This is a genomic window from Coprococcus intestinalis (assembly GCF_023656595.1).
Classification (GTDB): Bacteria; Bacillota; Clostridia; order Lachnospirales; family Lachnospiraceae; genus Coprococcus_A; species Coprococcus_A intestinihominis.
In genome coordinates, this window is record NZ_JAMOKJ010000004.1 from 137,276 (window position 1) to 160,513 (window position 23,238).

Here is a 23,238-nt window from a genome sequence, read left to right on the forward strand (position 1 = left end):
TTATTCTCCTCTTCCAAAAATCTGACGGGCGAAATCTCTCATGGATTCATTTGTCTCATGTCCGCCCGTATTTCTTCTGTTATTCGGTTTCGTATCAGGATATCTGGAAGGCTTGATGTACTTCAAAAATGCTTCTGCCTGCTTCTTGCAGGTTTCTTCATCTTCACCCGTCAGTAGCTCTGCAGGTACCTTCATTTCTCCTGATATTTTCTCCCTGATTGCTCTCACAGAATTTGTCTTCTTGAGATCTCCCAGTTCTTTTTCCAGTCTTGCAGCCTTTTCATTGGCCTTCTGGAGTTCTGTTTTACCGTTCTCCTGAAGCTCATCATATTTTCCGGCTTTTTCTTTCAGACTGTCATAATCCGCATATTTATTGCGTTCTCTTGACAGACGCTCCCCAATGATCGCGTCCATCTCTGACTGCGTAAAATATCTTTCGCCGCCTTCGTCTCCACCTTGTGTGTGATTGCCATTTTCTGCCATGGTTAGCCCTCCTTTGAGTAAATTTCCTCGTTGATACGAGTTATTTGTAATAAAAAAACAGCTCCATAAAAAAGCTGCTTATACTTAATCTGTTCGCCTTAACCCCGGCAAGGGAGATGTATGGACCACCGCCTTTCAGTATCGCTCATATGTCTTTTTAAAGATATCTGCTTTACATGGATACAGTTCACCGTTAATGCCCTTAATTACATAATCGCCAAGCTTTGCATGCACTTTGCCATGCTGCGTTCTGATCGTACAGCCATACACATCAATGTGACCGTCTTTCACAACTCGGTCAATGTATATGCGTTCATCGGCGACAGCTTTTGTAAACCAGTCCGGTGACATCCGTTCCGGATCGTCTGATAGCTTAAACGCTTCGACTTCAACAGGCTTCTTTCTAAATTTCATCGTTCTCACCTCACTTTCCTAAAAATGGGTATAAAAAAACCACCAACCATTTCTGATCAGTGGTGTATTATAAAAATAACTCCCATATTGACTTTGCTTCTTTCAATGTCTCGCATATCTTTCGGATTTTAGAATTATCCTGTAAATAATCAATCCCTGCAGGTGTTATTTTAAGGTTCTGATAATCCAGCATAGCAATCTCACCGCCCCAGGCTTTTACAATTGTTCCAGTGATATAATTCTGTTCCATCATCATGACAATTGTCTCATCCAACTGTTCTTTTGAAATTGGAAACTCCTTCGTCATAGGGGAAATGTAATCTTCGTCTATACTGATACGCTTATATTTTTTATAAAGATAGACCAGTATCTTTGCAACGATTGTATAGTAATCTGATTTTCCCATGTGTACACCCTATTCTTCAATGCGATCAATGCCATACTCAACAGCACAAGTGTGCTCTATTTTGCATCCTCTTGCTTTCTCCCATCCTTTAGCAAAATATGCCACATCTGCTTCAGACAGAAGCTTCAATGACTCTCCCAGATACCAAAGAGGCTTTGCATCTGTTGGCACTTCCTGGAAGAATGAATCGATAATTTCTACCTGTTCCCCAACAACCTTCTGTGCAATTTCAATCGCTGTCTCGCGTTCCAATAAAATTTCATCATCCGTCTTTCCTCTCATTGGTTGAGAAATAAATAACCTTTTCATATTTCCTTATTGCTCCCTTTCTTAAAATTTTGTATAAAAATACCACTGATCTTTTTAATCGGTGGTATTTTACTGTTCCTGTTCCCAGGCCCATGCTTTCACTTTTTCAAAAGCTTCAGCAACTTCTTTTGGTACATTTTCAATTTTGCCATCATTAATACAATCTGCATACGGTTCGTACATCTTCATTAATTTTTCTATCTCTTCCGGATATTCTATAAGTTTCATTTTCTTCTCCTGTGGGCCGTCATATATTCCGCTTCAGTTTCATCATAACGGCCTAATTGGTATTGTTGATATGCATACTTACTGATTTCCTTTACATTATCGCGCGTTATACCTAAGCCGTCAATATTTTTTTTGGCTTTTTCACATAGTGATTTTAAATATTCTACCTTATTTTTTCCCGTGATTTTCCAGCCTGCCTTTCTGAAATCTTCAGCCTGTTTCATGTGCCACATTTCATGCCACTCAACAGCGCCTTTTCCTCCAGATAGTTCTTGTATCTCATGAATTGATATGCTTTGACTGTAATACACTGTATTTGTACAAGGATCATATAAACCAAGAGCATTTTCTAATTCCCTTTCGGCCAAAATGACTATTGTAGGTTTCCTTTCTATTGAAATGCCGTACTCTTTTAGTGCATTTTCAGTATTCTGGTTTAACACATTTAAAGCCTTCGGTTTTATTTTTGCATTGTCCGATATGTAAATCTGACTTTCATAAGATTCTATCCGTTTTACAGGTATTTTTTCTTCTACACCTCTTCTAATCAAAGAAATTTCTGCTGAAGCTCCACGTTGTACTTTTCGATATGCCTGTTCTTCATACAGCCCTCTTTTTCTTGCATTAACTGTATCTTTATTCTGCGCATACCTTGCCCGCCTCATCGCATTGATATCCCCGCCAGCAGCAGTATACTCTTCAAGATACTTCTCTGGATCATATCCTTCAACGCTGCTTTTTCCGTCAAACCGCACCGCATACTCACAGTCACAATTGGCATGTATATGCTCAGCATGGCCGTTTTTCAATGCATTCTTTGACATGTACTGCCAGCCTCTGGAAGCAAGTGCCAAACAGAAAGCGCATGTATCACCATGGGGAATCCATGCGAACTGTGTACCATCTCTCATTGCATTTTTTAAAGTTGTATCCGCTCCCACTTGCTTCACAAGCCGTGCCATTGTTGCTGGCACTTTTTTCTGTGACTGTTTCATTGTTCCGTGAACCGCTTTTGCCACCTCTCCATATTCCGGAAGGCTGGCCATTTCCGCTGTTGGAACAATCACCCCCTGCGCTGCTGCCGTCGCTTCATACATCCGGCACGACAAAGCACCAATAGCCTGTCCATAATGAGAAGCCAATGCAAAGGCATAATCTAAGAGTGCCTTGTCATCCTTAAATCCGTTCTTCTGGATCCACTGCGTCATCAGGTTTGCCGCCTGCTGGCTGATCTGGGACATTTGATGGATGTACTTCACCCACGCTTCTGTTGATATCTGCATTGAACTCCTCCGTCAGTATCTGTTCTCCTCTTGCGCGCTGTTCCTGTGATCGGATGCGTCTGATATCCGCCTGATCAAAACCAATCATTTCAAGAAAAATATCCGTCTGCGCAAATCCTTCTCTTGCAGATGCAATTTTGATAGCAGCATCAGCGGTTGACGCCAGGCTCGGCATGGCCGGATTTTTAAAATGCGCCATCATTCTCTGCGCATCCTCTGGCAATACATTTGGCAGCGTGTCCATCTCAATTGCCAGCGCCATCCTGGCAATTCTATGCAAAGCATCACCATTCGATCTGTTTAATTGCTCAGCCATCAAGATCAGTGTCTGTGATTGTGCAATGATCGCATCGCCAGATGTAGGATTGGCATCATTGATCACGCCAGTATCCGTTACCGTCAGACCCGTTGCTGCAGAATACTGAGTGGCCAGCATACGAAGCATCTGCACATGAGGTTCGATGTTTCCCTGCGCTAACTGACCATAAGTTGGCTTTTCGCCCGTTTCCGGGTTATATGTACTGTAAAGGATGCTTCCGACGTACTGCTTAAATCTTTGGTCAACCAATGCATCATATTGCTCATCAGAAACACCCAGCAAATACTTCTGTGGAGATGTCGCAAACTCAAGCCCAATCGTCGCATTTGCTACCGTTCTGACGTATCCCTGAATGAGTCGTCTTACTGGTTCTTTTAATCTCGACCGGCCAAACGGTTTTCCACTTGTGGCATCCCAGATAAATGCAACCATCATTGGTTCACCAAAATCATGCGGATATTGCGTCGCATACCATGTGCCACCGTCTCTGTCTAATTGCCAAGTGTCTGTTGATGTATAAAAATTGACATGTTCAGGAGACCAGTCAATATCTGACTCATCTCTTCTTCCATCTTCAAATGCAAACCCGCAGTCAATACGTCCTTCAGAAGCATCCCATAATGCTGCCGCACAATGTGGCGAATAGAACTTAATGCGTGCGTTATCCTTCGTACCTGAAGCAGCCGCAAAAGAGCAACCATACTTTAGTTCTTCTTTTACAGCCTTATTATACTCAGCGATCAAATGATTGCGTCCGATGATACCATCCATGATTTCTGATTTTGTTCCATTTTCCGTCACAAATCCATCGAACATAGAACGCGCCGCAAGGACGTCCACCGTTTTTGCGCCCCAGGCGCAGCCAATCTCCAATCTGCCAAAATCTGTTGGCAACGCAATACCAAGATTAACCTCTCTCAGTGTAATCTTGCCATTATAATATCGGCGTTTTAATCGATTGGAGGATTTATGATAATCATATACCATTTTCAATTCATTCAGTTTCTGCCGTTCCTCTGGCGGAAGCCCCTTAACATAGCCAAAATTCAATTCCATTATCCAACCCTCATCTTTCTTCCAGGATTTCTTTTTGACGTCCGACATCCCCAAAGCGCTAACGCTGCCGCTTCAATCGGCGTGGACGCATCGCCACCGAATCCCCATCCTCCAGCTATGGGTCTTTTGACGGACGTTATCGCTGATTCGTTCAATATCTCCTGCTGCTTGTACCATGTAACTGATTGTTCGTTGATCTCCTGCACTAATTGACTGGCTGCAGCTATCACATCTTTTCCAGATGGCCTGATGACAGAATTTTTATACCGCCATGTTTTTGATATTTTTTCAATCAAAAAATCAACGCCATTTCTGCCATCAATCACCACACATGCGGCCGTCTTATATCTTGCATTCAGCCAATCCGCCAGCCATTGGACGCCTCTGTCCGTCGTTTTGAGTTCTATCAACGATATTCTTGCTGGTGTATTTTCCGGACAAACCGCACCGCACAATGCAACCGCGGAACCATCGGACGAAAACTTGATACCATATGCCGTTTTTCCCTCCGGCTTTATCAGATTAGACGCGCATGATGTCCATTTTTCTTTATCAATGGCATAATCATGATCATTATTTACTGGTGACCACCAACCAAGACGTTCTCTCGCAAAAGTATCCGGACTCATCTGCTGCAGCTCTCCTTCAATGCTCGTTGCCTTCATCCGTCTTCCAAGTGCCGGATTAGTCAGAGCCCATCTGCTTCTGTCAGAAACATCGCCAATTTCCGGAACAGAGAATTCTGTCCAAGCAGTTGTTTTATTTTCGCCATCCAGTGTTTTTTCTCTCAGCCTCCGGAATACATCCCCTGTACAGTTTTCGTCTGGCGGTGTTCCGAGATAAATCGTCTGAGGATTTTTTGACGCTGATATCGCCGGAAGAAAAGAAGCCTGCTGCTCTGATGTCAGTTCCTGTGCTTCATCAAAAATCAGGCAGTCGCCATGAAGGCCACGACCACCATTCCTTGTCCGGGCAACAAATACAACCCTTGCACCATTTTTTAAAATGACCTGTTCGCGCCCAAGTGCATTTTTGAACTCTTTGACATACTTTCTAAGTCCTCTCGTTTCAAATATGCCTTTAATCTCCATGAATGTTTCTGTCGCTGTTTTTTGTAAGTGAGCTGTATAGATCACCCATTCATGATACAAAACCATACCCGCTACAATCCGGCCGGATGTGATGCATGTCTTTCCGTTCTGTCTCGGAACAGACAGACCGCACGCCCTTGACGACCAGGTTTCCACATCACTTCTCCCCATCCAGTCATCAAGAATATTACTTTGCCACGGATCCGCATAGAGGCGCCCAATCGATAGCACTTTGACAGCGTCCTGCCCGTCTGTGTATTCGTACTCCGGGCATATCCTAGCGGACGGCACCTGACTTCCCATCAGCTGTTCTTGCTGTAAGGATTTCTCCGATCTCGTCGTCATTTCTATCAGCTCCCTCTATCTCTTCAATTTCTTTGATTGTATCGCGATACTGTTTCGACAGTTGTGGCAGTGTTTTTAACCCGTCTTTATTGTTCTCACACAGGTCGATTTGTTTGGCTAAAATTCCGGCAAGATTTTTTAGCTGTTCAAGTCTTGAGCCGGTACGGGCCACAGTAGCCATTTTCCTTGATCTTGCCATATTTTCCCACCCCTTTTAAATTATCTGTGTGTAAATCGGCGCTGGACGGCTGGGACGTGCCTCCGGCACCTGGCGGGGTACCCTCCCCACCCTTCTGGCAATCGTCAGATTTTTTAACATTTTTGTGATTGTTCACACCTCACAAAAAGCTACCATTTTCCATCAATTACATTGACTCTTTTGTTTATTTTTCTCAACTCTTTCATTGTTTTGTTGCTTTTCATTGCATTGCAACAATAATGTGCTGCTTGAAGGTTGTTCCAGTCCTGCGCGGCTGCTGCCTTCGAAGGGTAACCGAACTCTTTCCACCTCGACACAGGCTTAATCTCATCGATCACAAAAGACAAAGGATGATCATTATCGCTCGGCTCATCATAATGGATGGGGCCTAATTTTCCGCGGCATATTCCGCATGGTCCCCCTATGGCTTTTAACCTGGCCCGGTGCTTTCTCCTTAGGTTGCCATTTGCACTCCTGGGATTTTTATTTTCCCTCACGCCTATTGATACCCCCTGTCTTCTGTAACTAAGCCGTCATCAGGAATCGAACCTGAGCTTCAATAGAATGGAGGAACTGCTTGTGCTCTACCACTGAGCTATGACGGCATGTAAAAGGCGCCCGTTGAATACCGGACGCCACGCACCAAATAAAACAATATGAAAAGACTGTCAAGGTTATCTCCCAAACCTCAGTGTAACTATATCACGCTTTTACTATGACATTCTATGACATCTTTCAAATCGATGCCATCTAATGCCTGTGAATGAATGCGATGAACATGTCGCCATGTATATCCAAGTTTTGCAGCGATATCTTCCCAAGACATACCCTTTATGTACCGGCATATCAGCAGCGCTCTCTGGTTATCATCCTCTACTCTTCGGATCCTGTCTGATATGCTCTCGTATAATCGAACTTTTTCAAGCTGCCATTCTTTTAGCTTTTCCATCTGTTCATCAACCATCACTGCGTAGACGGACAGATCACTGTGATCAGATCCATGCGGCATCCCATCAAGGACTAGTGATGGAAACATCCTGCTTTCCCGAAGACGCTGTATCTCATCAAGAATCAGCTGTTCTTCACGGACAGCTTTTCGATACCTGTTCAGCCACGTGATTTTTATGTGATTTTCTTCTTTTTTTGATGTTTCCATCTACATCCCCTCCCACTCAAAGCGGGACGGCATAACGTCGTCCCTGATTAATTGTTATTTACCTGTATTTTTTCGGTATAAAATCCTTAGTGTCCATGAAAATTATCTGTTCCGGTCTCACGACTTCCACAACACCATTCATATATTCCACAATTCCATATGTACCGGAAATCCTTCCGGCCGGACGACCGCCCTTTTTTAGTCAGAAAACAAAATAATTTTTTTCTCATTTAACTATTGACATTTATTAGCTGGACCTCTGTCACCGAAGTAACGTGTAATATCAAGCGGGCTTTTACCGGGCAGGCTATCATTGTTTTTTCGGAGCGTGTGATATTTTAAGACGCCAAGTCCGTATACGATAGGTTGTCTCATGAGTGGTGCAAGCTTTTCCAAATAGAATTTTTTACACCCTTCAAACGAACAGCAATCTTTGCACGGAGAATCAAATTGATGCCCGGTGCAATTTAACAGCTCACTAAATTGGCTGAGATTATCGACTATGCATTTTTCGTCATATATTGCATAATTCATCACTCCACCCGCTTTTCCAACATATCTGCTTTGATTAAATCATACACTACATCTAATGCTGTTCTTCGATCGCTATAATGGCAATTAGCCCTTTTGTGTATTCTTGGGTCATTCTCATGCCAATCATTTACGCAAAAACACACATCACTGACAAACAGCATTTTTAATCCTCTTGCAATACAAAGATAGTAGCATTCTGATTCTTTTGGAATCCCTTTACATCTTTTGAATCCAAACTTCTTAAATTCATTGGCTTTTACCTTTGGCATTAGCATAATCATTCTCCTTTGTATCGTTCCGGCAGTGGCATCCATGCATCGACAAACAATCCATATCTCAAGCAAGATTTTTCATCGTCACCGACATAGTAGGCACCTCCACCGTCTCCGTCTTCAATGTATTTGCCGATTTCACAAATAGGTGCGTTTGCGAAATTAAGAAGAATATATTTGCTGTAACCTTCTTCGTCGACTTCCGGCGGATTCTCAGCCGGGATCCACTGCATTTTCTTGTAGAATCCAACTGCTTTTTCGATAAACAAAAAGTCGTCTTCTGTAGCACAGTCAATCGTCACGTACGGCTCTTGATATTCCTTAAGCCCACCTGCCTCTTCGTCATATATCATCTTTAAATCTTTGTCCATCTGTTCACCTCTGCTTTTAATATAATTTCTTCCGCATCAATTCACCTTCATAAATCTATCCATGAGCTGTTTCTGCCACTTTCTCTCTTCTTTGTATTCCTCGTTCCAGCATTTTTTGCAGTTGAAATCCGTATTCAGTCTTTTTTTGCGGACACATTCAGTCATGTTTTCTCCCTTCGTTCCTAAAAACGGATAATCATCTGGGCACCCGTGCACGCCGCCCAGGAATCCTCTCCTTACTTTCTCCGGATACACCTTTGCCACTTTCTCTTTTTTAGTCAATGTAATTTCTCCCAAACATTTTCATAAATTCTTCCCTTGTATGCGTTTCCTCGAACACCTGCTGCCCGTCTTTTTGCAAAAGACGCATATTGTCGATATTATTGTGCACCGCTTCCGGACCATCAACGTGATGTCTGAGGCAGAGATAGACTTTTAATCCTTCTGCCTCTGACAATGACCTGTTCGGCCCGCCAAATACATGATGTTCATGCAGCGTTCGATGAAGTCTTATGTCTCCATTCAACTTCGCACACAGATAGCAAACCCCGTCTTTCTGCTGCATTTTACTCCTCATACTCTTTTCCTCTCGGTATGATATCGATGCCCTGCAATATACAGCCAGCCCTCTCCATTCATTGCCACTGTCAATTTATCTTTATACGCCTGCGTCATTAACTTTTTCAAAATACTCTTTCTTAAAAACATCTTTTCTCCTCCTTAGCTGAACGGCAGTTCTTCATCAATACCATCCGGGATATTCATGAAGCCGTCTTCTGTCATTTTCTGGTTAAATGCTGCTTCATTTCTTTCGGCGTCTATCTTTTTCTCAACAAATTCCTGTCTTTCTATGATCACCTCCGTCATGTACACTTTTCGGCCGTCTCTATCTGTGTAGCTCCCTGTCTGAATTCTTCCTTCTACCGCAATCTTCGTTCCTTTTCTCAGATATTTCTCGGCAAATTCTGCGCTCTTTCCGAACGCGACACATCTGATAAAATCCGCCTGATCATTGATTCTATTGACAGCTAACGTGTATCTCGCTACCATTTTCCCGTCTTGTGATGTTCTTACATCTGGATCTCTTGCCAGACGCCCGATCAATATTGCTTTATTCATCTAAACCTCCTCTTTCAGCCATTCCCGAATTGCTTTTATTCCTTTTTTCCGCTATCCGTCAAAGTCACCTGCTGCCCGTCTCCGCCAAATGTATATCGGTTTCTGATCCGGATTGCTCTCTGTGTTCCCGGTTCTTCATCTGTCTCCGGGATGCCTCATCAATCATGTCGATGAGACGCTTTCCTGCCTCATTGAATGCTTTCTTGAAACTCTCAGTTGTCCTCTGGATTGTTTCTCCTGCCTCATTGAATGCTTTTCTCATTTCATCTACTGCCATTCGCAGTGTTTCTGGATCGAAATCATGTAATTTCACGGTTTTCTGTGTCTCCTGTCTCCACTTTTCTGGCGCTGTTTTTGGTGGATTGCATCCATGTATCTTTTTATATCGTTTCTTTGCCTGTCGTTTGTTCATTTTTGTCCTCCCGAAACCTTTTGCAAGCTACCCCTCTACCTGTCCTTATTTCCGATGGCTTTAGTATCCTGCATATTCCTCTTTTTCCTCCTCGTGGTCCTTTTCTGACCTCTTTGAAATATGCACATTCCTCGCAATGTCTATTTCCGCTGCTTTGTCCCGTAACTTCTGCATATTCATTCATTATTTTCTGTATTACGCATTTTTCGCAGCCCCCGTTGCATCCATTTCCGCATGGCAAGTTTATATCATCTATTTCCATTTTCCCCTCGCTTGTTGTCGGATTTGTAAATGTACAACACTCTTTCGGAACAAAAGCATTCCCATAAACCCTTGTCATTTTTATCATTCGTTTACCTCCACCGGCTTCCCGTACCGGTCAACTTTTTCGTTTAACCACCTGTGCAAATTCCATACAAACGCCAAGTCTGATGCCAGCAACCTGTGATTTTTGTATTCATCTGCCATGTATTCCGCCATTCCCTGCTCTGACAGCCTGTCCATGTACTCTTTTCTGGTACCATATACCGCCTCTATGACTTCTGTTTCTTCTGTCTGCTCTCTCTCGGCCATTTCCGGTTCAGATTCTGCTGTTTGATCTGTTTCGTCTCTTTGGTTTTCTCCGGTTTCATCGTCCTCAACCTCCTCTTTTTCTAGTGTTTCCGCGGATTTTTGCGCCGGCGCAATTTCCTCTCCCTTGCTCTCTGCTCCTGTCTGTTCAGTGGTCCTCTCTGCAGGTTCTTCACAATCTGCTTGGCCGCTTTCTTCTCCATCGGTGTCATCTTCCTCTTGGTCTGTTCCTGCTCCATCAGCGTCTCCATGATCTTCCATGCCTCCTTTTTCTTCCTCCTGGCTCTTATCAGTGCCAGTTTCTCCAACTGTTCCACCGTCATTCTCTGGCTCATGGATTTCTGTTGCAGTTCCCTCTCCTCCCGGCTCATTGTCCAATACGGGTTTTTCCTCATCATCTTCCCCTCCGAAATAGTTCTGCCAGGTCTTTGCTCCTGCTGCCGATTTCCCGAAAATGTCCATGGTTATCTGGTAGAATTCCCACCATGTCATATCCCTTGGTGTGTCTCCGAACTTTTTGACTACTACCCTGTTTTCGTACATCATCAGGAAATAGATGCCTTTTTTGTATGATCGGTTTCCTCCGGGATTTACAACCTCAATGAACTGATTGACCGTCTGCTCATCAAATTGTTTTGTGAAAACCGCATTGAGAATCTCCGGATTGTCCTGGTAAAATTTTTCAACCAGTTGGTGCACATCATCGGCCACCCCTGTCTCCGGTTCTGTTTTGTTGAACCGCTTCAACTCCCGGATATCCTCTCTCGGTGTTTCCGGCTGGATCATCTGTCTGTCTTCTTCTGGAAGTTTCAACATCTCTTCTAACTGACTCCGGCCCATGTCCATGTATTCCAGCTTCAAATGTTCCGAATACCCATCCACTGAGTATTCCCGGTTGATACTCATGAATCTGGATACAGTCGAGGATTCCAGACCATATTCCGCTTTTGCAAATTCTGCAATGCTTTTATAGCCATCCCGCTCATAGAGCTTCTGATCATCCATCCGTCGCAATACATAACCAATGCGAACGAATGACTGTTTGACACCCTGGAGCTCCATCTTCAGTTTCTGTTTCATTTCAAGCCAATCATCTAATGTCAACTGTACATATTCCATGTCTTCCTCCTTACGCTATCGCTACTGTTTGGATTGTTTCCGTCAGTGTTCCTGTCTGCAGCTTTTTCAGCCACATATCCAGCCATCTCTGTATATTCTTCTGATCTGGTTTTGAATCCTTATCTCCATACCACTGCACAACCCTTTCGATCTTTGCATCCACTTCAACCGTTATATATGGGATATCCGGTGCATCTTTGAACCTCAGCATCAAAATGTATGTTTGTCCCATGTCGTGTTTGTTCAGATATCCTGCACTTCCTACACAATGATGTAATATTCTTCCCTCCATAACTATTTCCTCTGCCGATCTGGCCGGTCTGATGATATACATATCATCCTCGTAAAAATATTTCTTTCTGAGCTTTTTATAGTTATATCGAATGTTCGGATATTTTTCTGCAACCTCTCTGAGATGTTTATCCTCTTTTTCCTTGTCTGCCTGCATAACCATTTTGGTGTGTTCTGTATTCAGATTCCGCGGTTGCTGATATACCGTGTTGTTGAGATCGTATCCCAGGCTTTCTCGCATGTATAGATAGTCCGCATAAGTTGTGGCCGCGTGTCTAATCTGTGCCCTGCTGCAGTCAGATCCGTATTCACATCCAGCGTATCTTTTTATCCTGTTCAGTAGCTTCTGCATCGTCATATACTTCAACGCAAGCTTCACCTGGTCTCCTCTCAATCCCGTTTCTGTCAGATTTTCTACCTGTTCATCCGTCCATCTCTGATTCTGTCTTTTCTCCATCTGCATCGTTTCCAGCAGTTCTATATCCCCCTGCTTTCTGATGAGCTGCTTTACCCGTTCTTTTCTGATACCCAGGAACTCATCCGGCCGTCTTGCATTCCGGGCGGTTACAATTCCGTATCTGCATTTGACCAGCTGTTTCACCACTCCGATCAGTCCCATTTTTACCAGCATCTCTATCTGAGGTGTTTCTATGTATCTTTCCAGGTAATCTACCGGATTGATTCTCCAGTTTCCCCTTGCATATTCTTTCAGTGCGCTGTACTGGAACATGGTTCCCTGCATTTCTTCGTATGTCTCCGGCATGATCGGCGCCTCACTGATAATGATATTCTGCAATCCGTACATGTTGCAGTCATCCCAATAGTCACGTCCTGTATACGGATCATATTTGTGATAGTCTTTCTGGATTTTCTTGCCCGGCTCAAAATATACTCTTGCAATTTCCACCCCAGCGATTTTTTCATAAGCCCCATGCATTTCTTCTCCCTTGTCCGTGCATATGAGCTCCATTACCCACTCTTTTTCTACTTCCACATACCGCATGACCATTCCGGCATCTTTGTATTTTTGTCCAAGGAACAAATGTGTCGATTTTCTCAGTCCATTTTTCATTTTTCCTTGGCACTTGTATTCTCCCCACTCTCCGCACATCGGGCAGGTTCCTGTTTTTCCCTCTCTTGGTTCTTCCACGTATCTCTGGAACTGGCTCTCGTATGAGAGTCCATCTTTCCATCTCGCATCCGTGACCCCTCCGCACTTGCTACAGGCTATCTGCACCCAGCATCCACGTTTTTTGTAGAACAGATAGTGTTTATTGTCGAAATACACATCTTCTGCCATTTTTAATATTTCTTTCTCTGGCAGCTCCCTTGTATGTGCCTCCCGGTCTGCCAGAGCCTGCTGTCTGCGTTCATACTTTCTTTGTTCTGTTTTTCTTCTTGCTGTCTTTACAATGTCATCCTGCAGGTTGTATATGTATTCCCACCATCTGTTCTCGTTCCATACATTTCCCTTACAGAAACTTTTTAACCTTTCCAGATCTTCTGTGCTCTGCAGAATGCTCTCTTTTTCTATCTGCTGCCATCCATATGCATCTCCGGCCTGCTGCCAGATAAGTCCGCCCCATCCTCCATCTACTTCTATCTTTTCTCTGGTCCATGTGTCTTTTTCCGGATAATATATTCCAAAATCTTTCTTTGTGGTCACGATCCGCACCACCGGAATATCTTTCGATCTCTTTTTGTTCCTGTATATCTCCAGAAACAGGTGTCTCTCATGTCCTACTATCTTGACCGCTGTAACACCGATGTATTTCACGGCTTTCTTTCCGCTAGTTTTCTTTAACCCGAGATACAGGATTTTTTCTATCGCTTTCTTTTTCATCTGTCCCTCCTACTTTCCCATGTAGTAGTCCGTGATGATCTGCTTTGCTCTGGCCATTCCAGGGATCCCAAGTGTCACTCTACCGGCAGTGACACCTGCTGCCTTTATGATGTCTTTGTCCACTTTCTGCTGATTCTTGAACGACCAGGACAGGAGTGCTGCTATGCATCCTTTCAGTGACTTTCCTTTCTTCCGGACCTGTCTGGCCAGGAGTTCATTTTCCATACACTGCCCTCTGAGGTATTCCACCCAGTCCTCCATGATCTCTTTCGGTTTCAGTTCCGCCACTTCCACGTCAATCTTTCCCAGTGCTGCCGTCAGCTGATCGCACAGTTCCGGAATGCCTCCTTCCAGGTACATTGCCACGAAATCACTCTGGATTCCGTTCTCTTTTGCCATAGTTTTTAATGATTCTGCATCTCCCTCGTTAAACAGATTCTCTGCAAGCTCATTGATCTCTCCAAAAGAATTCATTTCTCCGAATTTGTCAAACATATTCTGATACCGTCCTTTCTTACAACATCCGCATAGCTGAATGTTGTTTTTATTCCACCCTTTAAACAAATGACCACGATGTGTCTTGATAGTTCACAGATCACGCCTTTTTCTTTTTTTGACCTCTTCGTCCTTTTCCCGCTCTATCAATACGACTTTCTGTCCAATTATAAGACATTGCTTTATTTTTTCAATCTGTTCTGCATTTATTGCCTCTTCCAGATTTTTCTCTGCTTTGCTTTTATAATTTCCATGTCTTATCTTTTCTTCAGCGCACAGATCTCTCGTTGTCCGCCTTGGTGTTCCCAGTTCTTTTGCAATCTTGTCCCATGTCATGCCTTCGGCGTACATCTCTTTGATTCTTTTTCTTTTTTTCTTCTGATATTCTCTTTTTCATCATTGCTCCTGATCATCGTGTACCTCCGGTACTTGTACCCCGTCACCGGATTGATGCCTTCGTGTACTTTTGCGATATAGTATCCTTTTTTCGGTTTTGCCTCCTCCTTCCACCTTCGCAATTTATCCACCTGCGGTTCCGGAAGCGGCATATTCCGGGAGATGTTATAATTCGACTCTTTCACTCTCGGCTTTCCCTGTGTGCCGTCTTTTTTCTCCGGCAAGGTATTCTCATCTTTGGTCATGTAGCTGGCCAGATTGGTGAAATCCTCATCGTAGAATTTACTATCTCTGATCTGTGTTGCCCAGGTGCCGCCCTTGCGCCACGCCTTTTGAATGATACTTACTGTATCGCCAACCTCTTTTATAATCAGATGGATATGCCAGGCTCCTTTTGTTCCGCATTCAATGTTGCGGATCCAGAACACTTCATACCCTCTTTTCTTGAATTCTTTCCGGATACGCTTCATGGCGTCCTGAAAATCTTTCAACGCGGCTTTCATGTCCGGTGGCCGGTTCTTCACCTCATACGTCCATGTGGCGAATATATCTCCCGGTTCGAAGTATTCCAGTAATCGTCTCCGACAGCGCTGCATCTTATTCCTAGCATTCACCTTCTGCATCTGTTCTTCTGTCGGTTTCGCCCTCGGGGTTCTTCCTTTTCCGGGTCCTCCATACTGGCCGTCATGGAACTCCTCGACATCGATGATGTCCCCTTTTCTGAATTTATATATCTTTCTTTTAACCATAGTCCTGACCTAACTTTAATATCTTTATCAAGGTGTCAACAGGGCTTTTAGTCGCCCTGTTTTCTTGACTTTTTCGCCTTTCTGTAGTACTATGATTACGATTTATATTTTTCATGTACCACATGGGCTGGCTGGCATTTTCGGATGTCAGCCTTTCGCTTTTTACACTTTTTTAAACAAATGTGCATATTCTTTATACCGTTTTACAACTGTTTGCAGCTGCTCCGGTTCCATTTGCAGTGATTCAAAACTTCCCAGTCTGTCCACAATGTCTCCGAACATGGCGCCATCAATCATTCTTAACTCGCCGACTCTTGCCGCAGGCACTCTGTATGTCCCGGATTTTCCGTTTGGTTGTGTTATTCCCATTTCTTATTCCCTCCCGCAGTTTGGTAAATTGTTTCTGCTTCTCTTTCTCCAAAAAGTTTCTTTCGTCGATTATCAATTTCTGCATTCAGCTCAGCGAGGTCATTGTAGCGGGCGCCGTTTTCCATCGCCCGTTCTCGTTCCCGAAGCATTTCTATATACTCTTGCACTTCATACAGCACGCCACTCATTCTTCCCTCATTCCTGCACTGGCCATGCTCCCGAAGAAGCTGCCACCTAAAAAGCAATACAGGATTGCCAGCAGTAACAACGGCCACTGCTCAACTACATCAATAAACAGAATCATGAATACGCCTGCTGCCAGATGTAAGCCACATACAACCTCACAGGCTGCTGTTCTGAACTTGATTGTTGTCTTCTGTTCTTCCTCCACCTGCACCGGATGATACGGTTCCGTTGTCCTGGTGGCATTCATTCTGTCTAATTTCGGAAAATCAATTTGTCCCATTAAATACCTCCATTTCTTCAGCCGTAAGCTCGCGACCGATAAAGCTTTCTAATTTTGCTTTAAAGATGTCATAATCTGCCACGCGTCTTCCCTTCCCTGGTGGGATGTAGACGCCCAGATCCCAGAGTCCGCGCTTCATGCGCTCTCTGACTTTTTGTTGCGTACAGCCAATGATTCTGGCCGCTTGAGGCACCTTTGTTACTTCTTTCATATCGTCATCCTCTTTCTATTCATCTGGTGGAAGCTTCATCATGATGAGCACCACCGCTGCTATAATCAGTGTAGCGAGTGTTATGTATAGTTCTTTCATGCTGACGTCTTTCCGATTTCAATCCCCAACTGAAGTGCAATCATGATTGCTTCGATTGCTTTCTTATCTTTTGCCTGCGTGATCTGCAAGATTTTTGCCATCTCTTCGGCATCTCTCTCTTTTTCCTGTAAATTTTCCTTACTTAACATCCTTTCTTTTCTCCTTCCTATTCAAATTCTATAAGTTTCTTTCCATCTACTTTCAGATATGGAATTCTTAAGAATCCATTCTTTTCATAGACCGGTGTTTCTACTTCATGACCCATGTCATCCAACACCCCTGCCCACGCTGTGCATGAGCCATAATTGACATGGTTTCTGTTGATATCGCCGCATGTCGCATTGTTGTTTACTAAACAGGCTGACATCAGGTATCTGTATTCGATTTTTTTGTAATATTCTCCCATTTTTACATCCTCCTTGTCGCAAAGTATTTGTCTCCTGTTTGTTATGTGAACATTATAGTTCATTAAATATACATTGTCAATACCTATTTGTTTGTTAAATGAACTTTTCTGTTGACCTATCGCTTTTTGCGTGCTATTCTATATTCATAAAGGAAATGAAAGAAGGTGGCAAAATGACGCAAGGTGAACGTGTAAAACAAATCCGTAAGGAACTTGGGTTGAGCCTTGAAAAATTTGGCGAAAGGATCGGACTCAGAAAAAGTTCTTTAAGTCAGATTGAAAACGACATAAACAATCTTACTGATCAGACTATTAAAGGTATTTGTCGAGAATACAATGTCAGCTATGATTATCTGACATCCGGCGAAGGTGAGATGTTCTCTGATCTGCCGGATACAATTCTGGATGAGCTATGCATGCAGTATGATCTGGATTCATACGATAAGAAATTATTGGAGATTTATCTGGAACTGCCGAAGTCGGCCAGAGATGCGATCAAAGAAATAATTAAGAAAAAGTTTGGTCCTGAGGAATAAAAAGCGGGGACCAAAGCCATCTGGCTCTGATCCCCTTCTTCTTATCCGTATATGTAGATATACAGGATGAACTTATAGACGCGGTGCAATTGCTCCGGTGTCATTTTTTCGAGTAACTTGTTGATCTTCTGGAACATTTGCTATCCCCTCCTTATGCTTCGATTTTATCATAGTAAAGTAAGATGCGGAATAGGATGGCATACGATTTCCAGAATTATGGAAATATCGGCGATTTTATTGTCGATTTTTCCTGGTACTGTATAATTGAATTGCGCCGGCGCAATCACTTGCGTTCCGATTCAAAGAGGTCTGTGATACGGACACCCAAGGCATTTGCGATAGCATCTAGCTGGTCCAATGTTGGAGACGTTCGACCATTTTCAATGTTGTTCAGGGTGCTCTTGCTGATGCCTGTCATGGTAGCTAGTTGTACAAGTGTTAGATGCTTTTCAGTCCTTGCCTGCCATGTCAATATTTTCATTATGTCCTCCTTATAAGATGAGGATGCGCAATTCTTTTTTAATATGTATGTACCGCATATGTTGAAATATATAATCCAGCAAACTTCATTTAATCATCTTTGGATTATTGTTCCAACATATCAGTTTAATACGCAATCGAGGAATATGTTATGGGATTATTTGATATTTTTCGTGTTTCTTCAATAAAACAGGAAAATGAGGAATTAAAAAAGCAGATTGAGAATCTTCAAGAGCGTATAAACGCATTAGGCGTAACAGAATACGAACAGGCCAAAAAAATTCTTGATAACCAAGCCAAAGAAATTGTACAAAACAATGCATCCATCGCTCGTCTGAGAAAAGAAATCGAAGAACTTACTGAAAAAGATGGAAAGCTGTCTAAGTCTGTTCTTTCTCAAACACGTAAGGTGGCCCGACGCAAAGAGATATATAAAAGTGTAGAATATGCTATAGAAAACTTTCTGAATAAAGATGTCGATTATAGCGATTGCAAACTCAATTCGTTTGACGCCAGAGATTTAGATGTAATTGCGCCGTCTGTTACATTGGAACTTCATTGTATGAGTGTGAAAGATCTGCGTGCTGCATATCGTCAGAATGAAAAACAAATCGATCAATTACTCGAATCCTATTCTGCACGCTATACAACAAAAGCCAATAAGGCCATTTATAGTTTGATGGTAATCGCTCTTCGGGCAGAGCTCCAAAATATTTTATACGCATTGAAGTACGATAAGCTAGAAAACGCCATTGACAATGTTAAAAATGTCAGTGCCAAGTATCTGAAAATCGCCGGAGAAGGTAATCAAAGCATCGCCGGTACCCTTACAAAATTTATTGGCGAAATAGAATATCTTTTCATCAATGCTATAAAAATCGAACATAATTATTATATTCGAAAAGAACAAGCTCGACAGGAACAGCTTGCAATTAAAGAGCAGATGCGTCAGGAAGCTGAAGAGCGTAAGGCATTAGAGGCTGAAAAGAAAAGAGTTGAAAAGGAAGAAAATAAATACCGTTCTGAGATTACAAAACTTGAAGCTACAATGGCAGAATCTGTATCCGATGGCGAAATTGAGAAATTGAAAGCCCGAATCCTTGAACTGCAAGGTCAGCTTTCAAATGTTATCGTAAAGAAAAACGATATTATTAATCTCCAAAATGGTAAAGCCGGTAATGTTTACGTGATAAGTAATCTCGGTTCATTTGGCGAAGATGTATTTAAGATTGGTATGACACGACGTCTGGATCCGCAAGACAGAGTAAATGAACTCGGCAGTGCCAGTGTTCCATTCAAATTTGATGTACATAGTTTCATTTTCTCCGACGATGCAGTCGGCCTTGAAAATAAGCTTCACCAAATTTTAAACAACAAGCGTTTGAATAAAATTAATATGCGTAAAGAGTTCTTCAAAGTCAGCATAGATGAACTCGAAAAAATTGTTACTGACATTGATCCTGCTGCAGAATTTAAAAAGACAATGGCTGCAGAAGAATACAGGCAATCTCTCCTGCGTGACAAACCAGTTGAAAGTGTTGAGGATTCATCTTTTGATGATGAAGATGATGAATAAAATCACCTTATAAAACAGTAAAACCGCCCGGTGTTACCAGCACCGAACGGTTTTACATAGATTTCCTGCACAGGCCGGAACCTGTGAAGAATGCACTTTGGTCAAGCGTATTATACCACAAAAAGCCGGCACCGTACAGGTGTATTTTTTATACCCATTTTTAGGAGTGATAGAAATGCCAAAGCGAAAAAAGCACCCGAAACTTCCAAACGGTTATGGCAGTATTAAGTATTTAGGAAAGAATCGGCGTAACCCTTACGGTGTCTATCCGCCCGTTACGGCGTTTACAGAGGACGGTGTAGCAATTACACCTAAGGCGCTCTGTTACGTCCGTACGTGGACCGTGGGCTTTGCCGTGCTGACTGCTTATCATGCTGGCACTTACGAAAAAGGGATGGAGTCCCTGCTGCCAGATGATGTCGATCAGGCGAGCGGTGACACGCTGATTCAAAATATCCTTGCCAATTACAACCGAATTTCCGGCCAGACCACCAAATCTCTGACATTCTCAGAAGTATATGCGATGTACTACACGGACAAATTCGAACAAAGTCAGAAACCGTACTCCAAATCTTCGATGGCCGCGATGCAGACCGCTTATAAAAAATGTGAAATTCTTTTTGACCGGCCGTTCCGTGATATCCGTTATGAGGACCTGCAAAAAATCCTGGATGACTGCAAGCTAAAAAAAGCAAGTATTCAAATGATCGTCTTGCTTTTGAAACAAATGTGGCAATATGGGGAGTTGCACGAGCTGTGCGATAAGAATTACGCTGCTTATATCAAGATACGAAAAGAAGATGATGAACAGCACGGCGTACCATTCTCTGATGACGACCTCAATGTTCTCTGGTCACACAAAGACAATCCGACCGTTGAACTGCTGCTGATCATGTGCTATTCCGGATTCAGAATCTCTGAATACATCACGATGGAAGTCAATCTGGATGAGATGTATTTTAAAGGTGGCGTCAAAACCGCAGCAAGCAAAAACAGGATAGTCCCTATCCACTCCGCTATACAGGATCTTGTTAAAGAACGCATGCGGCGTGACGGTGGAATGCTCCGTATCCGCCCGGCAGCATTCCGAAAGAATATGGATAAAGTTTTGAAACAGATCGGTATAGAAAGGCACACACCGCACGATTGTCGGCACACCTTTTCTGCGCTATGTGAAAAATACAGAGTCAGTGAGAACGATCGTAAACGAATGCTCGGCCATGCTTTCCAAAATGACGTCACCAACAGCGTGTACGGACACCGTACTTTAGAGGATCTCCGGGAAGAGATTGAGAAGATACAGATTTGTTGCTAACGTGTTGCTAACGGTTCCGCTTTTATTCGTTTTTTATCCATCCGAATCATTCTAAATAAAACGCCGGAAGTCCTCTGTTTACAAGACTTTCCGACGTTTTTTCTTTAAAATCAAGCGCTCGCGAAATCGTTCCGAAAATAACTCATTATTATAGCTAGAGATGTTGTTATACCTTGATTTTACAGTGTTTTTCAAAACATTTGTTGCTTCAACTTCTTTGCAACAACAATTCAAAGATACCCGGAAATATTTTGAAGAAATACTAAATAAAATTTGTGTTTTATCAGGGTGCGAAAAATCGCCTAAAATCAAGGTTTTCGCTCTATTTTGATAATAAAAAAGACCCTGTGGGTCTGTATTGCTACAGACCTACAAGGTCAATTTTTACGTTTGGACAATTTTTAGATTGGTTGGCAAATTTACCCTTTAACAGGATATTTTGCTTTCCCCTCTAACATCTGTATTATTTCGCCTCTGCCATTTTTATCGCACTCTGTGCAGATAGGTAAAAATATGGGGGTTTTTAATGAAATGAGCATTGTCCTCATTCTTTTCCCTATGTATCGAGGAAATCTTTTCGATTTCCTCCAATTTGATAATGCAGTTTTTCTTTCTGCCTTCCGTTGTAAAGGTTGCTTTCACATCTGCTGTCCCGTTCAGATTAACATACCAATCAAATGTAGTATCCGATGTCGGTGTTATCAGATATACAAACTGATTGACAACATCGTGGCTGATAGTGCTACCACTAAAATCAATAAAGCTGTTCAGAGTGGAACGGATACCCTCTATATCCAATCCTTTCGGATTGCTTTTTTCCTGTGGAATTTCATCAAGTGCTTTTTGAAGTTTCTTGATTTCTTCATCGACAGGACTTCTCATTGCTTGATACTCGTCCTTGGAAATCTCTCCATCAGCTCTCATAGCAATCAAGTTAGTCAGTCTGCTATTTGCCTTATCCAATTTCGCCTGTATCGTTACCGTATCGGATTGAGTTTCGTTAGATTTTTCTTCCTTATAATAACACTTAATAAGGTCTAACGCAATCAGTACAGACTCTTTTCTCTCCGTCCAGAGATGCTCTAACAAAGCTTTTGCCATAAAATCGAGTTTCCAATCGGTTATCATTCTGCTGTCACAATATCCCTCAGTATCTAAACCGATTTCAGCTCTTTTCCGTTTAATTCCGTTGTTAAGCTGATTGTAGCATTGATAACCGTAAGAGGTTTTTCCGTCCAATTTCGTATGCCATTTATTTTTACGGTATGATGAGCCGCAGGAACAACGTAGCTTATTGACCCATATATCTCGTGAATCACGCTTACTATGTGTGTTTTTCCCTGCCGATACACATACAGGTTTTACTCTACTTTCCCTTATCGCCTGTGCTTTATCCCATATCTCTTGAGAAATAATAGCAGGGAAATCACCCTCAACATATTCATAAGTGGACATATCAAGATTGTTTATTCGCTTCTGCTCTAAAAAGTTATTGCTTCTGGATTTGTTGTAACACTTTGTTCCTGTGTAAGTGGCGTTTTTAATCGCTCTCATAATATTTGAAACGCTCCACTTTATAAGTCCAGAAGCTGTTTTCCTTTTTCGCTCCGTCAAAATCTTTGCGATTTTCATCGAGCCATAACCTTGCAGATACAAATCATATATCATTCTGACCGTTTCTGCCTGTTCCTCATTGATAACATAGGTATCTCCAACACGGTCATAACCTAAAATATTACCGTTTCCATAGAGAACACCATTATCACGGCTGATTTTCTGACCTGCTTTTACACGCTCGGAAGTCTTGCGACTTTCTTCCTGTGCCAATGTTGCCATAAGAGATAGCCGCAGTTCTCCATCTCCGTCCATTGTCCAAATATTATCGTCGATAAAAAACACCTCAACGCCTATGCCTTTTAACTCTCTTGTAACAACAAGGGTATCCACAACATTTCGTGCAAAACGGCATACCTCTCTGGTAACAATTAAATCAAATTTACCTTGCTTGGCATCTTCAATCATTTTCAAAAAGGCAGGGCGTTTTTTTGCCTGTGTTCCCGTGATACCTTCATCAATATATCGTTCACAGACCGTCCAGTTCGGATGATATTTTACTTGGTCATCATACCATTGTAACTGATTTTCCAATGCAGATAACTGTGCTTCGTGTTCTGTTGAAACACGACCATAAATAGCAACTTTTCTGGCTCTGTTTCTGTCAAACAGAGAATAATCTGTGAGCTTAAATCTGTAATTATATTCATTTACTGCTGTGTTCATTAAGCATACCTCCAATTCATTTTTCTGAATATATTGTACT

The 23,238-nt window shown here is 42.5% G+C and carries 35 protein-coding genes and 1 tRNA gene; 3 read left to right on the forward strand and 33 right to left on the reverse strand.

What is annotated here, in order from left to right:
• The 31 genes from NBH03_RS04825 to NBH03_RS04970 form a co-directional block, all read right to left on the reverse strand.
• Positions 1-483, reverse strand: a complete 483-nt coding sequence (locus NBH03_RS04825; protein WP_250797661.1) for a capsid assembly scaffolding protein Gp46 family protein — start codon at positions 481-483, stop codon at positions 1-3.
• A 135-nt stretch (positions 484-618) separates the two neighbouring features.
• A complete protein-coding gene (locus NBH03_RS04830; protein WP_250797663.1) occupies positions 619-897 on the reverse strand; it encodes a hypothetical protein in 279 nt (92 codons plus the stop codon).
• Positions 898-964: 67 nt separating this feature from the next.
• Positions 965-1,303, reverse strand: a complete 339-nt coding sequence (locus NBH03_RS04835; RefSeq protein WP_250797670.1) for a YjcQ family protein — start codon at positions 1,301-1,303, stop codon at positions 965-967.
• A gap of 9 nt (positions 1,304-1,312) precedes the next feature.
• Positions 1,313-1,612: a DUF4406 domain-containing protein gene (locus NBH03_RS04840; RefSeq protein ID WP_250797676.1), complete on the reverse strand. Its 300-nt coding sequence runs from the start codon at positions 1,610-1,612 to the stop codon at positions 1,313-1,315.
• 69 nt (positions 1,613-1,681) lie between these two features.
• Positions 1,682-1,840, reverse strand: coding sequence for a hypothetical protein (locus tag NBH03_RS04845; protein WP_250797678.1), 159 nt, complete (start codon positions 1,838-1,840; stop codon positions 1,682-1,684).
• Positions 1,837-3,123: a VG15 protein gene (locus NBH03_RS04850; protein ID WP_442872330.1), complete on the reverse strand. Its 1,287-nt coding sequence runs from the start codon at positions 3,121-3,123 to the stop codon at positions 1,837-1,839. Before NBH03_RS04850 ends, NBH03_RS04845 begins: the two co-directional genes overlap by 4 nt.
• On the reverse strand, positions 3,017-4,498 hold the full coding sequence (locus NBH03_RS04855; RefSeq protein ID WP_250797686.1) for a phage portal protein: 1,482 nt from the start codon (positions 4,496-4,498) through the stop codon (positions 3,017-3,019). Before NBH03_RS04855 ends, NBH03_RS04850 begins: the two co-directional genes overlap by 107 nt.
• The gene (locus NBH03_RS04860; protein ID WP_250797688.1) at positions 4,498-5,934 is read right to left on the reverse strand and encodes a terminase large subunit domain-containing protein; all 1,437 of its coding nucleotides are present in this window, start codon (positions 5,932-5,934) and stop codon (positions 4,498-4,500) included. The genes NBH03_RS04855 and NBH03_RS04860 overlap by 1 nt, the downstream gene beginning before the upstream one ends.
• Positions 5,867-6,133 (reverse strand): hypothetical protein, encoded by a 267-nt coding sequence (locus NBH03_RS04865; RefSeq protein ID WP_250797690.1) that lies wholly within the window; start codon positions 6,131-6,133, stop codon positions 5,867-5,869. The genes NBH03_RS04860 and NBH03_RS04865 overlap by 68 nt, the downstream gene beginning before the upstream one ends.
• A 149-nt stretch (positions 6,134-6,282) precedes the next feature.
• Entirely contained in the window at positions 6,283-6,630 is a 348-nt protein-coding gene (locus NBH03_RS04870; protein WP_250797691.1) for a hypothetical protein, read from the reverse strand.
• Positions 6,631-6,661: 31 nt separating this feature from the next.
• Positions 6,662-6,738, reverse strand: a tRNA-OTHER gene (locus NBH03_RS04875).
• 92 nt (positions 6,739-6,830) lie between these two features.
• Positions 6,831-7,289: a sigma factor-like helix-turn-helix DNA-binding protein gene (locus NBH03_RS04880; RefSeq protein ID WP_250797693.1), complete on the reverse strand. Its 459-nt coding sequence runs from the start codon at positions 7,287-7,289 to the stop codon at positions 6,831-6,833.
• Between the two features lie 533 nt (positions 7,290-7,822).
• The gene (locus NBH03_RS04885) at positions 7,823-8,092 is read right to left on the reverse strand and encodes a hypothetical protein (protein WP_250797695.1); all 270 of its coding nucleotides are present in this window, start codon (positions 8,090-8,092) and stop codon (positions 7,823-7,825) included.
• Between the two features lie 8 nt (positions 8,093-8,100).
• Positions 8,101-8,466: a hypothetical protein gene (locus NBH03_RS04890; protein WP_250797697.1), complete on the reverse strand. Its 366-nt coding sequence runs from the start codon at positions 8,464-8,466 to the stop codon at positions 8,101-8,103.
• A 36-nt stretch (positions 8,467-8,502) separates the two neighbouring features.
• Positions 8,503-8,748: a hypothetical protein gene (locus NBH03_RS04895; RefSeq protein ID WP_250797699.1), complete on the reverse strand. Its 246-nt coding sequence runs from the start codon at positions 8,746-8,748 to the stop codon at positions 8,503-8,505.
• Positions 8,741-9,043 (reverse strand): hypothetical protein, encoded by a 303-nt coding sequence (locus NBH03_RS04900; RefSeq protein WP_250797700.1) that lies wholly within the window; start codon positions 9,041-9,043, stop codon positions 8,741-8,743. The genes NBH03_RS04895 and NBH03_RS04900 overlap by 8 nt, the downstream gene beginning before the upstream one ends.
• Complete coding sequence (locus NBH03_RS15850; RefSeq protein ID WP_284703426.1) at positions 9,040-9,174, reverse strand: hypothetical protein; 135 nt, start codon at positions 9,172-9,174, stop codon at positions 9,040-9,042. Before NBH03_RS15850 ends, NBH03_RS04900 begins: the two co-directional genes overlap by 4 nt.
• 12 nt (positions 9,175-9,186) lie before the next feature.
• Positions 9,187-9,585, reverse strand: coding sequence for a single-stranded DNA-binding protein (locus tag NBH03_RS04905; RefSeq protein ID WP_250797701.1), 399 nt, complete (start codon positions 9,583-9,585; stop codon positions 9,187-9,189).
• Positions 9,586-9,649: 64 nt separating this feature from the next.
• Entirely contained in the window at positions 9,650-9,997 is a 348-nt protein-coding gene (locus tag NBH03_RS04910) for a hypothetical protein (RefSeq protein WP_250797702.1), read from the reverse strand.
• Positions 9,966-10,346 carry a hypothetical protein gene (locus NBH03_RS04915; RefSeq protein WP_250797703.1) on the reverse strand — a complete coding sequence of 127 codons (381 nt, stop codon included), beginning with the start codon at positions 10,344-10,346 and terminating at the stop codon, positions 9,966-9,968. Before NBH03_RS04915 ends, NBH03_RS04910 begins: the two co-directional genes overlap by 32 nt.
• Entirely contained in the window at positions 10,343-11,686 is a 1,344-nt protein-coding gene (locus NBH03_RS04920; protein WP_250797704.1) for a hypothetical protein, read from the reverse strand. Before NBH03_RS04920 ends, NBH03_RS04915 begins: the two co-directional genes overlap by 4 nt.
• Before the next feature lie 10 nt (positions 11,687-11,696).
• Positions 11,697-13,820 carry a PcfJ domain-containing protein gene (locus tag NBH03_RS04925; RefSeq protein ID WP_250797705.1) on the reverse strand — a complete coding sequence of 708 codons (2,124 nt, stop codon included), beginning with the start codon at positions 13,818-13,820 and terminating at the stop codon, positions 11,697-11,699.
• A 9-nt stretch (positions 13,821-13,829) separates the two neighbouring features.
• Positions 13,830-14,315 carry a hypothetical protein gene (locus NBH03_RS04930; RefSeq protein ID WP_250797709.1) on the reverse strand — a complete coding sequence of 162 codons (486 nt, stop codon included), beginning with the start codon at positions 14,313-14,315 and terminating at the stop codon, positions 13,830-13,832.
• 93 nt (positions 14,316-14,408) lie between these two features.
• Positions 14,409-14,666 (reverse strand): hypothetical protein, encoded by a 258-nt coding sequence (locus NBH03_RS04935; RefSeq protein WP_250797712.1) that lies wholly within the window; start codon positions 14,664-14,666, stop codon positions 14,409-14,411.
• Positions 14,648-15,460, reverse strand: a complete 813-nt coding sequence (locus tag NBH03_RS04940) for a rolling circle replication-associated protein (protein ID WP_250797720.1) — start codon at positions 15,458-15,460, stop codon at positions 14,648-14,650. The genes NBH03_RS04935 and NBH03_RS04940 overlap by 19 nt, the downstream gene beginning before the upstream one ends.
• A 162-nt stretch (positions 15,461-15,622) precedes the next feature.
• On the reverse strand, positions 15,623-15,829 hold the full coding sequence (locus NBH03_RS04945) for a hypothetical protein (protein WP_250797722.1): 207 nt from the start codon (positions 15,827-15,829) through the stop codon (positions 15,623-15,625).
• Positions 15,820-16,017: a hypothetical protein gene (locus tag NBH03_RS04950; RefSeq protein ID WP_250797724.1), complete on the reverse strand. Its 198-nt coding sequence runs from the start codon at positions 16,015-16,017 to the stop codon at positions 15,820-15,822. The genes NBH03_RS04945 and NBH03_RS04950 overlap by 10 nt, the downstream gene beginning before the upstream one ends.
• Entirely contained in the window at positions 16,014-16,295 is a 282-nt protein-coding gene (locus tag NBH03_RS04955; protein WP_250797726.1) for a hypothetical protein, read from the reverse strand. Before NBH03_RS04955 ends, NBH03_RS04950 begins: the two co-directional genes overlap by 4 nt.
• Positions 16,282-16,506: a hypothetical protein gene (locus NBH03_RS04960; RefSeq protein WP_250797734.1), complete on the reverse strand. Its 225-nt coding sequence runs from the start codon at positions 16,504-16,506 to the stop codon at positions 16,282-16,284. The genes NBH03_RS04955 and NBH03_RS04960 overlap by 14 nt, the downstream gene beginning before the upstream one ends.
• 95 nt (positions 16,507-16,601) lie before the next feature.
• On the reverse strand, positions 16,602-16,754 hold the full coding sequence (locus NBH03_RS04965) for a hypothetical protein (RefSeq protein ID WP_250797738.1): 153 nt from the start codon (positions 16,752-16,754) through the stop codon (positions 16,602-16,604).
• Between the two features lie 17 nt (positions 16,755-16,771).
• Positions 16,772-17,011, reverse strand: a complete 240-nt coding sequence (locus NBH03_RS04970) for a hypothetical protein (protein ID WP_250797739.1) — start codon at positions 17,009-17,011, stop codon at positions 16,772-16,774.
• 173 nt (positions 17,012-17,184) lie between these two features.
• Here NBH03_RS04970 and NBH03_RS04975 point away from each other — a divergent pair, with 173 nt between their 5' ends.
• Entirely contained in the window at positions 17,185-17,547 is a 363-nt protein-coding gene (locus tag NBH03_RS04975) for a helix-turn-helix domain-containing protein (protein ID WP_250797741.1), read from the forward strand.
• Positions 17,548-17,830: 283 nt separating this feature from the next.
• Here NBH03_RS04975 and NBH03_RS04980 read toward each other — a convergent pair whose 3' ends face one another.
• Positions 17,831-18,028 (reverse strand): helix-turn-helix domain-containing protein, encoded by a 198-nt coding sequence (locus tag NBH03_RS04980; RefSeq protein ID WP_250797745.1) that lies wholly within the window; start codon positions 18,026-18,028, stop codon positions 17,831-17,833.
• Between the two features lie 150 nt (positions 18,029-18,178).
• On the opposite strand from NBH03_RS04980, the gene NBH03_RS04985 reads away from it, so the two are divergent.
• Both NBH03_RS04985 and NBH03_RS04990 read left to right on the forward strand, forming a co-directional pair.
• The gene (locus tag NBH03_RS04985) at positions 18,179-19,603 is read left to right on the forward strand and encodes a GIY-YIG nuclease family protein (protein WP_250797747.1); all 1,425 of its coding nucleotides are present in this window, start codon (positions 18,179-18,181) and stop codon (positions 19,601-19,603) included.
• A 175-nt stretch (positions 19,604-19,778) separates the two neighbouring features.
• Positions 19,779-20,918, forward strand: coding sequence for a tyrosine-type recombinase/integrase (locus NBH03_RS04990; protein ID WP_250797754.1), 1,140 nt, complete (start codon positions 19,779-19,781; stop codon positions 20,916-20,918).
• Positions 20,919-21,401: 483 nt separating this feature from the next.
• Here the strand turns inward: NBH03_RS04990 and NBH03_RS04995 are convergent, their stop codons facing one another.
• A complete protein-coding gene (locus NBH03_RS04995) occupies positions 21,402-23,198 on the reverse strand; it encodes a recombinase family protein (protein WP_284703427.1) in 1,797 nt (598 codons plus the stop codon).
• Between the last annotated feature and the right edge of the window lie 40 nt (positions 23,199-23,238).